Here is a 14,535-nt window from a genome sequence, read left to right as displayed (position 1 = left end):
CTATAGTAACAGGAGAAAATCAAATAGTCTAGGTCAAACTATATACTTCAAACATATATACTAATATATGACAATAGTACAACTTCTAATCTTACTTTCCAATCTGTTAGAGCTTGGAGCTCATAAAATTAAACTAATGACTTTGAAATTTTCATTAGGGATTAAACAACTAGCAAGTTAGATATCTAATATTTGAACGAATATATAATTATATGATTTTTGTCCAAGTTTCACTAATATTAAAAATAAGTTAGGGGCTCTTAATTATAAGTATAAAAAAAATATATTGTTGACATATTATTATATTATAAGTATAATAGATGTGAACAATGTTCATATTGGAGGGGAGGTAAAATGAATAAAGCTGTAACTTCAAAAGAATTATTAGTATCTTATTGCAAGGAGATGGTTAGAGAAAATGGAATTTCGGAAATAAATATCCGTTCTTTAGCAAATAAAAGTCAAATATCTGTTGGTGCAGTATATAATTACTTTTCATCTAAAGAGGAACTTTTATCTGAGACAATTTGTAGTATTTGGTCAGAGATATTTCATTTTGAAACTGAAAGTTATGCATTTGATAGCCTTATAGAATGCTTTAATTCCTTGTTTTATAGTATAGAAAAGGGAAAAGAACTCTATCCTAATTTTTTTACGGAACATACATTGGTTCAAACACAAAAAATTAATGAGGATACTATGACTTTTGACTACTGGGGACATATCAAACAAAGTTTGGTAGATACGTTGAAGAATGATAAAAGCGTTAGGGAAGATGTTTTTAACAATATTCTTACTCCTCAATATTATATTGATTATATTTTTGTACTATTTCTGCAAGTCATTGTAGAATCTATGCCTAAAGAAGGTTTTTTTAAATTAGTAAGTAACTCTATTTACTAATTTATTTTTACAACAATATGAACGTTGTTCACATAATATTAAGAAAGGAACACTATGGTAAGAAAAAAAAGCTTATTGGGCTTAGCGAGTCTAGTATGGATGATAGCGGGTTTCAACGTTTTTAAAATAGGAATTGATACTTATATAAATTATATAAGTGTAATAAATATTATATTATCTTTTCTTGTTTTTGGTGTGTTTTGGTATATGGTTTTTTATAAACTAGTTGTGAAACATACATTGAGAATAAAAAATTTTCAACAACCTAAACAGTATTTTTGGAAATTTTTTGATATGAAATCTTTTATTATAATGGCAGTAATGATGACTGGAGGTGTTACGATAAGGATTTTTCATTTACTTCCTGAACAGTTTATTGCTGTATTTTACAGTGGATTAGGAGCAGCCTTATTTCTAGCAGGTTCACTTTTTGGATATAACTACTTAACAAACGAAAGAGAGAATTAAAATGAAAAGAGTTATGAATTTATCAATTGTATATTTCATATTGGCAATGGTAAGCGGAGTATTTTATAGAGAATTTACTAAGTCTTATGAGTTTATGGGACACACAACCCTAAGTGTACTACATACACATATACTTGTCTTAGGAACTGCTGTTTTTCTTTTCATTGCTTTACTGTTTAAAGTAACAACTTTAGAAGAAAACACATTATATAAAAAGTTTTATATTTTATATAATATTTCCTTTCCTTTACTAATTATAATGATGGGAGTGCGAGGTAGTTTACAAGTACTTGGAACTACGGTTAGCAAAGGATTAAATGGTATGATCTCTGGAATTTCAGGAATTAGTCATATTGGTATCACTATCGCATTTTTAATGTTACTTATCGTGATAAAAAAAGAATTAGTTAAAGACTGAATGGGAGGAGTATATGTCTCAATTATTAATTTTAGCAATATTTTCAATGATTTTTGCTTTAATATTTTACACTACAGGGGTTTTCGCAGAAAGAAAGCAAGGGAAACTTAAAGTATGGCATGCAGTAATTTTTATTTGTGGTCTAATATTTGATACTTTAGGCACAAACCTCATGAGCAAAATATCAGGAAATACCTTCGCTTTCAACTTACATGGTATCACTGGACTGACAGCATTGATATTAATGGCATTTCATGCACTATTTGCTATTATCGTATTGCTCAAAAAAGATGATAATGCACAACAAGATTTTCATAAGTTCAGTATATTCGTCTGGGCTATTTGGCTTATTCCATTTATCATCGGTATTTTTATCGGCATGTCTTAATAAGATCAACTATAATTCAAAAAATACCTACCAGAGTAACCTCTGATGGGTATTTTTATTAACTAGTAGATAAAAAATGACAACAAAAAACTCGAAACTGTTAAGTTATGAGCTGATATATATTTTATTTTCCATTTAAAACTTACACGTGATTTTACTTTCAGCTTTAATTTCTTCAAGTAAAAAATAAGTAGACTTAAAATTTACAGTTTATCAAAAAAAGAGCCTCTTTATCAGCTCCTATATTTTCTATTATATTCTTCAACCAATGGCTCTCTTTTTTTAGAGGCTAGTTTTACAAACCAGTTTTTTATTTTTAATCTATATTTGAACCATTTTTTATTGGTGTTAAAGTTAATTGATTTAATTTTTCTGGGTTTTCCGATTTTATGCCATTTGCTGTAATATGTATTATTAAAACTATCTGTTATTTTTACCCTTAATTTCCCTGAAAAATAACCTTGGTCTATTGAAGATTTCAAATTCCAACCAACGTTATCATCCTCATAAACTTCATTTCTTAAGTCAAAAAAAACTTCCAGAGGTTTAAATGGTTCAATTTTGTTTGTTAGATATCTGTAATTAGATTTTTCAGTATCTTTAATCATTTCATAATAAAAAGGATTCCTAATAAGCTCATATCCTGATGAAAGAGGAAATTCAACATTTTCATTGGAGTGTGATGTGATTTTATCATAATAACTAGGCTTTTTTTCTAGTGAAATATCATACTCTTCTAAATTACGATCGGATTTATTAATAATTTTAAAAGATAAAGAAGTTAATTCCGTGTATTTTGAGTTGACAAGTAGACTAGGAATTCCCATTGTAGAATAAAGATTTATTTCCAAAATATATCTATTCCGATATGAAACTGTTTTTCTTAATTCTTTCATAGTGAGCCACACAGCTCCAATTGTGCCTATCGCACTCAAGGTTTCCCAAGATAAACTAGACAATACATCATTAATAATATTCATACGTAATATTATAACAAAGTTCTATACATTAATATCCGTTTACACTCCTTGGCTAAAAGTCATTCTTTCAACATAGTTCTAAATAAAATCAATGCCCAATGTTGTTGACCGTATACAATCCTTATTATACAAGAAGGTGAAATTGAGGCTTTGAAGTATACTCTGGTGGACGCAATTTGCCGTAGTTCTCGTGATATATTCCTTCTAATCGTATATATTGACATAAGGTAACGTAACGTGATATTATATAAGTAACGAAAGTTTATAGAAAAAAGCGACAGGAATTGGCCTTCCTATCGCTTGATAAGTCTTCAGAGATTCGTATAATTAGTGCTTACCTTTTATGGTTTGCACTTTTTTTGATGCAGTAAGCTTTTGCACAAGAAATTTTATATTTCCCATATGCAATGTAAAACTTACTTAATGCACCAAGTATAATCGCAATAGCACAAGCTATTGTAATCATCACGAAACTCTTCCTTTACAGTAATAGACATAGGACTCTATACCTCCTGTCTTCAGTTTAATTGAGAGAATAGTCCCCATATTTACTCTGTAAAACTTATCAGGAGCTTCATAGTAGCGAACTGTCCACTCCATGAACTAATTATACCATAGAGAATATGAGACTTGCAGTTAAATTCCGCCTTTTTTTCATCAAAAATATTAAATGTACACAGTAATTCCAAAAAAAGTCAAAACTGTTAAGTTTTTTCACACTAATTATATCAAAAAGTGATTGAACACTTAAATATACACCGCTCGATATTTGAATAAGATGAATAAATTAGTAGGCCGTCATAACATAATTATTTATTTCTTGCCATATTTTTAATGTTATAATGTACAGGTATAATATTTCAAATAATAAATCACTAGAACAGAAGGTATGTATGGAACAGAATCTAGATAAACTATTAGATAAAATAATAATTGAAGAGGGTAAACGCTATACATCAATTACCGTCAATAATACTGTATACCGTGATCCTTCATATTTTAAATATATAAAGGAAATGTATTTTAAAAGTTGGGAAGGCCCAATTAATCCAAATAATGTTTTTATTCCATATATTCTTGTATGTCTTGAAGGAATATTAAGACAAATAATTTCTATTGATAAAACTATAACTAAAAAGCCAGTCTATCCTAGGCATATACTCGACAGACTTACTAATGATATGGACTCTCCCTTAGTAAATGTTAAACCAGACATTGTCTATAGTTATTGGTATCCAGATGAAAAAGAACCGGACAAATATACCTGGAAAGCTGAGAGCCTTTCGAATAATCAACTAGAATATGTTTCAAACTATTTAAAGCTTAACAAAGAAAAATTTTTAGTAGTAGAAAGAGACAAAACTAAATTCCTATCTAATTTAGGAGAAATATTAGATACAATATACACCAGATATTATAAACCTAATCCCAAAACTAAAAAAGTCTACAGAAACATCATAATGCATGCAAACAAATCATTATTATTAGAAGACGATTCTATGTTCTCAATAATTTTAGATGATTACTGTAAATTAATTAGCAGCATCTGGGGAGATGAAATTATGCATTATGAAAAGGAAAAAGAAAAAACACCCTTTATGTTTAATCCTGAAAAAATTAAAGAATAAAAAACTTCTCCAAAATTGGAGAAGAAAATCGAATTGTGTACTTGAAGTATACCAAAAAAATCCCAACAAATGTTGAGATTTACCTAAAGAATAGAGTTCTATTATAACATAGAGAATATAAGGCTTGCAGCCAATATAAGTGTATTATAAAAGTTTACCCTGCTAGGAGTTCCATTTCTCTTAAGTGAGACATTTTTCTCCTTGCATCGACTCTTCTTTTTTCCTTTGGGATAAACTTTCTAATATTCTCACTATCATAGCCTAACTGCACTCTTTTTTCATCAAAAATAATAGGTGTACACAGTAATTCTAGATGATTTTGTAAAAAAGAGAGTGCGGACTCTAATGATAATTCTTCGAGATTCTTTACAAGCCACTGGTATTTAGGGTCTGTCTTTTTCTTACGACCATATAATGCGGACAGACCCTCTTCTTCTAAGCTCAATATTTGGATCAAAATATCACGAGTGAGGTTGAAAGGTTGACGGCTGATGTTGATTTCTTCATAATTAATGTCATGAGTATCTAGCCACCGTCTCGCACTCCGACAAGATGTACTGCTATTCTTTGTGATTATCGTTACCATTCTCTTCTTCCTCCTGCTCTTCTATAAACTTCTTCTGTGCTTCAGATAACTCTCCTGTCGCAAAAGCGCCCCACTTCATCATCCCTCGGTCATGATAAGTTCTGATGGCTTCATATTCACTATATGAACGATCTACTGTCATATGCTCTCACCTCCTGCTGCAGCGTGTCCGCCTATCATTTTATGTCTCTCTAGTACTCTTGAACCTGAAGATAATGCACTTGCTTTTTGTATGGCTGTGAAGTCAAACTTCTCTCTGATTTCATCTACAGCTCGCTGCAGCGCTTCTTGTTTGCTCACTTGCTTATCATCTTCAAGCATGGTTTCAAAGAGTGTCAGTTGCTTTATATTCTCGTCTGATAAGTGAAAGCCCCCTATCCCTATTTCTCGTACCGGTCCACCCTGGTACTTTGAAGAGAACATTCTTAAGGCTTCATTTTGAATCACTAACGTGCTTTGTGTAGGGTCTATTTTACAGGACACTTTAATTGATGGCGCATTGCTTTGATAAGAGTGTCTGACCCATAGAGAAAGCCCTCCTGCCAGCTTCTTTCCCTTACGTAATCGAATGGCCAAGTGTTCTGCCATTTCCTTTATCACAAGCACGATCTCTTCTCTTCTTTCATAATCCCTTGGTAAAATCTGACTGTTGCTGTAACTCTCAGATTTTTTTATGTGCCTGTCACGTACATTGGTTTCATCAATTCCGTTGGCATGAAAGAATTGCTGAAGCCCAACCACTCCCATTTTCCTTTTGATAAGTTGAGGGTTGGCATGTGCCAGGTCTTTTATCGAATAAATACCAAGCTTATTTAATGTCCGCTCTGTGGCCTTGCCTATTCCCCAAAAGTCAGTCATCTTTGGGATTGTCCATATCTTATCAGGGACATCTTCATAACGGATAAGGGCTCTCATGTTTTTGTTGTGTTTAGCGTAATTATCCATTGCAATCTTAGCTAGTAGCGGATTATCTCCCATTCCTACAGTAATATATAAACCAGTACGTGCAAGAACTTCCCTCTGCAGCTTTTGTGCCAGTCTATCCATTTGTACATACTTGTCTTTTATATCTGGGTAGAAAAGATTTAAGGACTCTGTGACATCCATAAAGGATTCGTCAATGGAGTAGGAGTGAATTTCTTCAAAGGAAGTATAGCCTGACAGTATCTTTTGCATACGTATATTTTCTTCAATGTACAAGGCCATTTGAGGGGGAACAATGTGCGTACGTTTTGCCCAACTCTCTATAAAAGCAACATATTCAAGCGTTGGTTCTGTACGTTGTCCATGAATATCTGTATGCTTTTCATACCACTTTTGATAATTGAACTTTCTTGACTCAATTAAAAAAGGCAAATCACGTGCCCGACTCACATTTGATTTACCGAATACTTCTTTAAATTTTGGGCTTGATGCCAGGATAAGACCGTATGAATTGTCTGACCTGCTCATGACACATAAAGAAGTTGTTAGGGGGTGTAACTTCCTTTGAACACATTCAATGGATGCATAGTTTGATTTGACGTCCTCAAAGAAGATAGCCCTGCGTGGCTCTTTATCATAATCAATCCTCATCTTGTTTACTCTACATCTGTATAATTTCACCATCATAGAGTTCAGCTAAATAACTTGCGACTTCCTCTATCCAAGTCATAGCAAAGCTACTACTCCAAATAGGAACTGACAGATCGTCCTCTCTATTTTTATCTTTTTTAAAATTTAAATATTGTCCTTCTTCATTTTTAACTGCAAATTTAATAGCGATTCCTCCTATCTGTCTTTTAATATTATTGTTCTATTTATAAGTTACTTCAGTATCTTCGTAAAACATCTTCATTAACTCTTCACCATCATCAATCATCATTTTTACCTTTTGATTAAACTGGTCTTTGAACATCGGATATACTTCTAAAAACTTCAGCATTGCTTCATGTGTTCGAATAATTAATGGGATACCTTTTCGTGGTAAACCTTTTTGCATTCTATAAAATAAGTCTATATCTAAAATAAATTGAGCAATGGATATATCTCTAACAAAAGGGTCAACTTGTTGTAAAACGGTACGTTCACTAGAGCAAATACAAAACTGATTCTTCTTTTTTCCAGTTGTATAATAAATGCCTGTCGGATATTCTCCCACAAACTTATACATTCCCTTTGTTTCCTTTTCCATGAGCTTTAAAAGCATAACAAGTAAATCTTTTGAATCTTGAAATGATCTATCTTCTAAATATTTGTTACCCATTATAGTCCTCCACTCAAACCCTTTTATTGATTGTATCAATATTATATATCTATTTTTTATATTTTACAAGAAATAATATTGATAATTTCAATATTTAAGGTATTACATACACACGCAAGTATATACACACATACACATACCTACATAAACATATAATTGATAACCTTTTGTGTTTATGCATATACAAAAAACCATATACATATATGTGTATATGGTTAAACGTATAAATGTATTGTTATACTTAAATATCTAAACTTGTTATTATATGCATATAATAACAAACACATGATTATGTTAGTACACATTTAAAAGTATGCGTATGTTTATATGTGTATACTCTTATCCATTATACTCATCTATGTATTTTTTGAAAATACGATTGGCTATTTCATTACGACTTTTTGTCTCTTTTTTTGCAATATCATCCAAACCTTTTAGTACTGATGGATAAACTAAAAGTTGAACTCTTTCACTTTTTGTCTCTGCTGCAGTTTGAGTTTCTGCTAATTTTCTTTCTAGTTCTTGAATTTTCTTTTCATAATCAATGTTGTTTGTATCTTCTTTAGTTACAGTGCTATTTTCTTTTTTCTCTTCTAAATTACCTAAAAAGGCAAGTGCAGGATTATCAGTTGTAGTTTTTCCAAAATTCTTTTTTGTTGCCATTGTTATTATCCTTCCAAATATTCTTCAATAAATTTTCTAATATCATTCGTTACATTAGCATTGGGAGCATACTCAAATATACTTTTTTTCATTGCCTGAGCTTCAGCAAGTGCTACTGCATTTCTAATAGATTGGTTAAATATCTTTGTATCGAAAATACTAGTAAGTTCATCTAGTTGTTCTCTAATACCTTTACTTAGTAGCAAACGACTATCATAAAATCCGAGAAGAAAACCTGCAATTTTTAAATTCTTATTTGTATATTTCTGAACTGGTTTTATACTATTCGATAGTAAACCAATTCCATTTAAGCTATATGAATCTGCTTTAACAGGTATAATACAATCATCAGAAGCAGTTAATGCATTCATAATTATTGTAGGAGAAGCAGGAGGAGTATCCAAAATTATAAAATCATACTGATCTTCAATTTCCTTTAAGGCTTCAGCAAGACGATAAGGTTGATCTGGTTTTCCTTGTAGTTCAAAGTCAATTTGCATCATGTCTGGAACTGAAGGTATAAAATCAATATTACCAACAGTATAAATTATATCTTTGATATTTTTCTTTTGCATAAATACATCATAAATACTATTTTCAATATTTAAGATGCCATCTGGCATAAGAGTATAAGTAGTGTTTTGTTGTTGGTCTAAATCTATTAGTAATACTCTATAGCCTAACTCCGCAAGACCAGAAGCAGTAAATTGAGAGTCTGTACTTTTGGCAACTCCCCCTTTAAAATTTACAAATGATGTCTTTCTTGCCATTCTTTTCTCCTTTTATATTGTATATACATATAATTATACACATAGTTATATGTGTTGTCAAGTGATGTGTATATTAATTTAAACACATGTGAATATACACATAGTTATATGTGTATGTCCATGTAAAAACTCCCTATATTACTAGGGAGTTGTGAGATTTTTATATTCTTAAATAAGAAGGACTAGTTTAAGTTTTTAAAGCTATCACTTCCCATTCCAAGGCCCGTCCATAGGGATTGTAGGTATATCTGGTTTTTTTAAATCCTGAATAATTTGATACTGCTCTTTAAAATAACTTAAATAAGCCCTGTATTCAGAGTATCTATTACCAAAAAGAACTGAAGGTTTTAAATTACTCAATACTTCTGTATTATCACGCCATTCAAAAGCTTTCATTTCTTCAACTTGCATGAGTTCTTCTACAGGTACACCATTTTCAAGAAGAGATAGGATTGGTTTAATTAGGTTTATATCTTCAACATCAAAACATATACTTTCTGAATTTTTAGGTATAAGCTGATATATATTTTTTTCTGAGTTAAATTCAAAACGTATGCTATGTAAATAATTTAAGTAGCTTAAAACCATTTTTGCATCCTCAACAAAAGGACTCTTTTTCCCTTTAGGTGTACTCTTAACAGCAGAAGTAAGCTTATTTTTATAGGCCAAATCTCCGTTAAATGGTGTAAATGTAAACTCAATCGAATGAATTTTTCTTCCAGAGAAATAATAAATATAATCAAGATTTTTTATAATTTGTTCTCCATCTGGAGTAGTTAATTCTTGAATTTCTTTAATTGCTTTATCTAAATATTTTTTACGGTTTTTTCTTAAATCAAATAACTCATTTTGATCACGATGAACTTCCTCTTCAGTCTTTAATATTTTGAGTACTTTCTTATCAAAGTCATCAATACGCATTTTAGTACCTTTAGGGAAACTTCTAAATTCACTAATATAGCGGTAAATTCTCTTAGAGTATTTTGACGGAAGGTTGTTATTGATTTCCCTATCATACTGAAGATGCTTAACTCTACTCCAGTCCTTAGAATTAATTAAATCATAGACATGAAGCGGTTCGTCAATAATATTCCCTTGTGCATCAATCTGTTGAGGGCTTATCTCTGCATTTGATATTGTTAACTTAACTTCTCTCTTTGAACCATCGAAATCAATTACACTAAAAATATTTATAGTTTTCCAAGACTTAGGAGTGCCATCCTCATTTGTTTCTCGTACTTGGTAATAAGCAAAGTTTTTCAAAGCATCATTAAGGTGATACATAGCTTCTTGAAGTTTTTTGCCGTTATATAAACTTCTCTTTCCACTCTTTCTCTTAAACCATAGCCCTCCAAGTTCAGCCAATTCTTGATAAGTAAAAGTTACAGGTTCACCTTCTTTATAGCGGTCTCGAAGTTCGCCTAAGATAGCAAATGTCATATTTTCACTGGTAGCATTAATGTCCTCAGTTGAAAACATTTCTGGTAGCTGACGGCTATATTTTATTTCTTGTCTAAACTTTTTATTTTCTTCTAGTTCGTTTAATAAGTCCATGTTACTAATCAGTATCTCCTTTTAATCAAATCAAAAACGTATAGGTAATTCGTATAAAAAGTGTATTTGCAGTACACCTACAAATTTTAATCGTAAAAAAAGTGCACTTTTTTGTGCCTTATATAGAAAAAAGCAAAAAAAATATTTATTTTTACGAAATAATTTAGTTAGAGTACAACTTTTTTACGATTTAAAAGTTATTTTTAACTAATATACACTTTTTTTACGGACTTGTCTAGAAAAAAAGTGCAACTTTTTTACGATTTAAAATTATATTATTGATAAATACACTTTTTTTACGTTTAAATGCAACTTTTTTACGGCATAAGCAACTTTTTTACGGACAAGTACAACTTTTTTACGACTAGTGTGCAACTTTTTTACTCCTGTATGCAACTTTTTTACGACTAGGGTACAACTTTTTTACTCCTGTATGCAACTTTTTTACTCCTGTATGCAACCTTTTTACGACTGTATGCAACTTTTTTACGATTAAAAACCTTATAAATCGCATGGTTGAGCCTTAAAAATCGCCCTTAACTGTAACTGTAACTGTAACTTATATAATATAACTATAACTTATTATTCTTAATAAGAGTAACTGTTGTATTTCTCAAAAAAAAATTAAAAGGAGCTTTTGCTCCTATTTTTTTATTTTTCTATTGGAGTAAAATGGTCTACAACTTTCCCAATAATTCTAGGATTCTCACTTAAGGGAATATATTTATCAGGAAAAATTAAATTTCCATCTCCATCAATAGAATCATTTAAAGAATGAAGCACCAAATACTTATCTTCAATTCTGACTGATTTTATATACGCTTGACCACGTTCAACATCATCAACTGCACATATCTGACCAGGAAAATCAAGATAATTTTGATATTTAATCAAGGCAACTTCTCCATAATGGAAATCAGGCTCCATAGAATCACCCTTAATCCAAACAGCTTTATCATAAGCAATGTCTTGATCCCAATATACAGTTTCTTTATTTTGAGAAGAAGTATAACCTTCGCCATTTCCTGCAGATAAAGCTTGTTCCTCTTCAACCTGGTAGGGAATCAATGTATTACGGAAATGTATAACTTTAGTTTCCTTTTGCTGCTCTTCTAACTGATTAGACACAAAATTTATTGCTATTTCTTTTCTGTGATTATCTAATTGCTGATATTTGGGCAGAATTTCTGTATCTGTAATATATTCAACTGTAGTATTAAAAATTTTAGCCAATCTGTCTAAATCTTTTTTGTCTCGGATTTCTACTTTTCCATTTTCCCACCGTTGGTAGACTTGGTATCGAATTCCTAACTTTTCAGCTACTTGCTTTTGGCTTAGTTTAGCATTTTTTCTCAGCTCTTTTAGCCTAGAATAAACAGTCATAGTACTCCTTTCAAAAAAAATCGTTCTTCCTATGTTGACATACAACTTTCAAAGTGGTATTATATAACCATAGGTAAAAAAGACAATATATTTGACAATATGACAATATATAAAAAACACCTTTATCATTTTTAACAAAAGTTAAAGAATGAAGGTGTCTGTCTCTTAAATTCTCATTTGAAGTGTTGAAGAACAATTTAAGTGAAAGACCTAAATTAAATAACGTCAATACGTGCCTTGATGCACCTTGCAAATGAAAAAATAAGCAATGTAAGATACTGCTATTATACCATTTGTTAAGAGGGAAATCAACGGCTGTGTTTTTGCATGCTTGGTTTCTCTAAGTCATGCAAGCGTTAAATTCTTAACGCTTTTTTTGCGGATAAGGCATTCTAAATTTTAAACGGTGAATATGAATTTAGAGTGAAAGAGGTTCAAGTCCTCTTGTCCGCTTTATGTGGTTGCTGCCTGCTTAGGCAAGTGGCTGCATTTACTGCTTTGTATAATAGCTTTTTGCGGTTTATATCTCTCCACGCAAACCCTTTTGAAGAGAGAGTAGGTTCGACTCCTGCCAAAGCAATTAAAATCCAATATTCATTTCATAAGGCATTCTGAGCTTTATGGAAATTGTTTAATTCAAAAGGGGGAATTGAGGATGAATATAAAGTCTAAAGATTTTGTTTTAATGCCAAGGCATTTAAGAAAATTCAATGGATCAACGATTGAAATGTTTGGAGATGAAAAAGGACAATTAATATATCCTTATGTATTGGTATCTCGAAACGGAAAAAAATATCCAATGTCAATTGAGAACAGAAAAAATTTTAAACTCATTCATAAAGTCTACAAAGATAGAAAAGTAGTTGCTGAAAGAGTGCATCGTAAATCTGATTTGCGTTCTACAGGAAAGGCATAGTGATCAATGATATTATCAACGCTGGTTACAACTATTGCTTTAATTATATGGAAACTCAATTAAAGTCGAGTCGTATAAAACGAGGAGTTAATAAATCATATGAGAACGTATAAAGGCTTGAAAGAATGGAATAAATACCAACCATCGACGGATAAATCTTCAAATGTTGTGTCAGGAACACAAACAGAATTGAAGCAGAAAAGTTATTGTTCCCCTTATCTCCTAGTAAAAAGTAGCCCAAAGCACCAAGGTTCATTATTAGCCAAAAGAATACTTAAAGAAGAATCTGACAAAAGAAATGGTAGTCAAAATAAAGATACCAAATCTCCCTACACCTCTTTATTAGCAGTAATTGTAATTCTGGTTATGTATCTTATTATGTTTGGACTTTTAACTATTAGATTACGGTTGGTTTGAATTTACCAAAGTGAATGTCACAAATTATAATATCACTCCTACAAAATAAATATTTTATAGAGAAGTGGGTTACCTTCTGAAAAGAAGTTGAGGTTCGATTCCTCATTTCTCAATATACCCTCTGCGTGAAAGCTGAAGCACAAGACTGTTGAAGCGTACGGTAACTGTCCTTTACAATTGAATACATGGGCTGGATGTAAGAACTCCAGTTTTCGGATTGGGTAGACTCTTGAGTGGAGAGTAAAAGGCCTGTCCGCCCCTCTATCAACGTAGCTACTAAAGGGAGTGTTATATAGTCTGGAACGTGAGGACTTGTCCTGTATAACACATCATTTACACTATGGGTGGCTCATTACCCAAAAATGAGAAGATAACAGAGAAAAAGGGAAGTTAATACTTAAGTGAGACCCTTCCGACTGAGGTAAGATAAACTTTACCAAGACTGTCTACCGTAAATGATGGGGAATGGAACCTCCTGCCTGCAAGGCGTGGGTATGCTACAACAAAGGTCGGCGACGCTGTAAAAGTACCTTTGAGTTTGGGGTCATCTAAAAACTCTGCGATTAATTTTATTAACGTCATTAAGACGACCAAAAACAAAAAAACTCAAAAATATTTTGTGGCGGAAAAGTAACGAATAGGAGTAAGAAATTTTATTAATGTATAAATCATTTCTTCGTAAAATAACAGATAAGTTCTTATTTCACAAAAAAGTAGAGGAAAGATACTTTCCAATAGCCCTGAAAGAAGTAGAAATTCCAGTGCAGCAATCAAACTTTGATAAAATAAAAGCTTTATTGAAAAAATCATCCAATCAAAACGCTATAATTGACGAAGCAATTGAAAGACAAATAGAAGAGCATCTGTCTTTTGCTAAAGTTCTTTTGCATAGTTCTACGGAAGAAAAAACAAATAAAATTGATTTAGAAATTTTTAATGCTGTAGTGGGTGATATTTTTACACTTAGTACTTCTAAAAATTATGAAGAAAAGTTGGATATTCTTTTTAAACTCTACATAAGAAGCGCTCTTTATGTAGAAAAGTATGATTTTAGTGATTTCAATAATATTAATTTAACAAATGAGAGTTTTGGGAGCAATTATGCTATTAGATGTATCCATAGAGGATTTATTATGTTTATTTACTCAGTGGAAGACGTAGAACTATAAGGTTATTTAGTGAAGTAAAAATAAAATAAAAAATCAAGAAGATCACT

At 31.3% G+C, this 14,535-nt stretch carries 19 protein-coding genes and 1 pseudogene; 9 read left to right on the top strand and 11 right to left on the bottom strand.

From position 1 onward, the window contains the following. Positions 1-67: 67 nt before the first annotated feature. From KJS37_RS09420 to KJS37_RS09400, 5 genes and pseudogenes are all read left to right on the top strand, one after another. Positions 68-181: pseudogene (locus tag KJS37_RS09420) on the top strand (IS982-like element ISLgar3 family transposase); the annotation flags it as partial. A gap of 173 nt (positions 182-354) precedes the next feature. After that, positions 355-903 carry a TetR/AcrR family transcriptional regulator gene (locus tag KJS37_RS09415; RefSeq protein ID WP_213497092.1) on the top strand — a complete coding sequence of 183 codons (549 nt, stop codon included), beginning with the start codon at positions 355-357 and terminating at the stop codon, positions 901-903. A gap of 54 nt (positions 904-957) precedes the next feature. Further along, entirely contained in the window at positions 958-1,371 is a 414-nt protein-coding gene (locus KJS37_RS09410) for a hypothetical protein (protein ID WP_198494373.1), read from the top strand. 1 nt (position 1,372) lies between these two features. After that, positions 1,373-1,789 (top strand): DUF2871 domain-containing protein, encoded by a 417-nt coding sequence (locus KJS37_RS09405; RefSeq protein WP_213497091.1) that lies wholly within the window; start codon positions 1,373-1,375, stop codon positions 1,787-1,789. Positions 1,790-1,802: 13 nt separating this feature from the next. Next, positions 1,803-2,177: an HsmA family protein gene (locus tag KJS37_RS09400; protein WP_213497089.1), complete on the top strand. Its 375-nt coding sequence runs from the start codon at positions 1,803-1,805 to the stop codon at positions 2,175-2,177. A 233-nt stretch (positions 2,178-2,410) separates the two neighbouring features. Here the strand turns inward: KJS37_RS09400 and KJS37_RS09395 are convergent, their stop codons facing one another. Both KJS37_RS09395 and KJS37_RS10470 read right to left on the bottom strand, forming a co-directional pair. Then, positions 2,411-3,157 carry a hypothetical protein gene (locus tag KJS37_RS09395; RefSeq protein WP_213497087.1) on the bottom strand — a complete coding sequence of 249 codons (747 nt, stop codon included), beginning with the start codon at positions 3,155-3,157 and terminating at the stop codon, positions 2,411-2,413. Positions 3,158-3,491: 334 nt separating this feature from the next. Then, positions 3,492-3,623 carry a hypothetical protein gene (locus KJS37_RS10470; RefSeq protein WP_276512727.1) on the bottom strand — a complete coding sequence of 44 codons (132 nt, stop codon included), beginning with the start codon at positions 3,621-3,623 and terminating at the stop codon, positions 3,492-3,494. 427 nt (positions 3,624-4,050) lie between these two features. Between KJS37_RS10470 and KJS37_RS09390 the strand changes: the two genes are divergently transcribed. Next, positions 4,051-4,785, top strand: coding sequence for a hypothetical protein (locus tag KJS37_RS09390; RefSeq protein WP_213497085.1), 735 nt, complete (start codon positions 4,051-4,053; stop codon positions 4,783-4,785). Between the two features lie 154 nt (positions 4,786-4,939). Here KJS37_RS09390 and KJS37_RS09385 read toward each other — a convergent pair whose 3' ends face one another. The 8 genes from KJS37_RS09385 to KJS37_RS09350 all read right to left on the bottom strand — a co-directional run bounded on the left by KJS37_RS09385 (position 4,940) and on the right by KJS37_RS09350 (position 11,986). Continuing rightward, on the bottom strand, positions 4,940-5,371 hold the full coding sequence (locus tag KJS37_RS09385) for an ArsC/Spx/MgsR family protein (protein ID WP_213497083.1): 432 nt from the start codon (positions 5,369-5,371) through the stop codon (positions 4,940-4,942). Next, the gene (locus KJS37_RS09380; RefSeq protein WP_014386630.1) at positions 5,346-5,513 is read right to left on the bottom strand and encodes a hypothetical protein; all 168 of its coding nucleotides are present in this window, start codon (positions 5,511-5,513) and stop codon (positions 5,346-5,348) included. Before KJS37_RS09380 ends, KJS37_RS09385 begins: the two co-directional genes overlap by 26 nt. Continuing rightward, a complete protein-coding gene (locus tag KJS37_RS09375) occupies positions 5,510-6,946 on the bottom strand; it encodes a Y-family DNA polymerase (protein ID WP_213497081.1) in 1,437 nt (478 codons plus the stop codon). Before KJS37_RS09375 ends, KJS37_RS09380 begins: the two co-directional genes overlap by 4 nt. A gap of 220 nt (positions 6,947-7,166) precedes the next feature. Continuing rightward, complete coding sequence (locus KJS37_RS09370) at positions 7,167-7,616, bottom strand: hypothetical protein (protein ID WP_213497079.1); 450 nt, start codon at positions 7,614-7,616, stop codon at positions 7,167-7,169. A gap of 339 nt (positions 7,617-7,955) precedes the next feature. After that, entirely contained in the window at positions 7,956-8,279 is a 324-nt protein-coding gene (locus KJS37_RS09365) for a hypothetical protein (protein WP_213497077.1), read from the bottom strand. A 5-nt stretch (positions 8,280-8,284) separates the two neighbouring features. Then, positions 8,285-9,049, bottom strand: a complete 765-nt coding sequence (locus KJS37_RS09360; RefSeq protein ID WP_213497075.1) for a ParA family protein — start codon at positions 9,047-9,049, stop codon at positions 8,285-8,287. A 204-nt stretch (positions 9,050-9,253) separates the two neighbouring features. Continuing rightward, complete coding sequence (locus tag KJS37_RS09355) at positions 9,254-10,603, bottom strand: replication initiation protein (protein WP_244851395.1); 1,350 nt, start codon at positions 10,601-10,603, stop codon at positions 9,254-9,256. Positions 10,604-11,254: 651 nt separating this feature from the next. Then, positions 11,255-11,986 carry a LexA family transcriptional regulator gene (locus KJS37_RS09350; protein WP_107106050.1) on the bottom strand — a complete coding sequence of 244 codons (732 nt, stop codon included), beginning with the start codon at positions 11,984-11,986 and terminating at the stop codon, positions 11,255-11,257. Positions 11,987-12,641: 655 nt separating this feature from the next. Here KJS37_RS09350 and KJS37_RS09345 point away from each other — a divergent pair. Both KJS37_RS09345 and KJS37_RS09340 read left to right on the top strand, forming a co-directional pair. Next, positions 12,642-12,902 carry a hypothetical protein gene (locus tag KJS37_RS09345; RefSeq protein ID WP_213497073.1) on the top strand — a complete coding sequence of 87 codons (261 nt, stop codon included), beginning with the start codon at positions 12,642-12,644 and terminating at the stop codon, positions 12,900-12,902. A 99-nt stretch (positions 12,903-13,001) separates the two neighbouring features. Further along, the gene (locus KJS37_RS09340) at positions 13,002-13,319 is read left to right on the top strand and encodes a hypothetical protein (RefSeq protein ID WP_213497070.1); all 318 of its coding nucleotides are present in this window, start codon (positions 13,002-13,004) and stop codon (positions 13,317-13,319) included. A gap of 390 nt (positions 13,320-13,709) precedes the next feature. Here KJS37_RS09340 and KJS37_RS09335 read toward each other — a convergent pair whose 3' ends face one another. Further along, positions 13,710-13,901, bottom strand: a complete 192-nt coding sequence (locus tag KJS37_RS09335) for a hypothetical protein (protein ID WP_213497068.1) — start codon at positions 13,899-13,901, stop codon at positions 13,710-13,712. Between the two features lie 77 nt (positions 13,902-13,978). Here KJS37_RS09335 and KJS37_RS09330 point away from each other — a divergent pair, with 77 nt between their 5' ends. Further along, a complete protein-coding gene (locus KJS37_RS09330; protein ID WP_213497066.1) occupies positions 13,979-14,488 on the top strand; it encodes a hypothetical protein in 510 nt (169 codons plus the stop codon). Positions 14,489-14,535 lie beyond the last annotated feature (47 nt).

The sequence above is a fragment of the Lactococcus formosensis genome, assembly GCF_018403745.1.
GTDB lineage: Bacteria > Bacillota > Bacilli > Lactobacillales > Streptococcaceae > Lactococcus > Lactococcus formosensis.
This window is presented reverse-complemented; position numbering and strand designations above follow the sequence as displayed.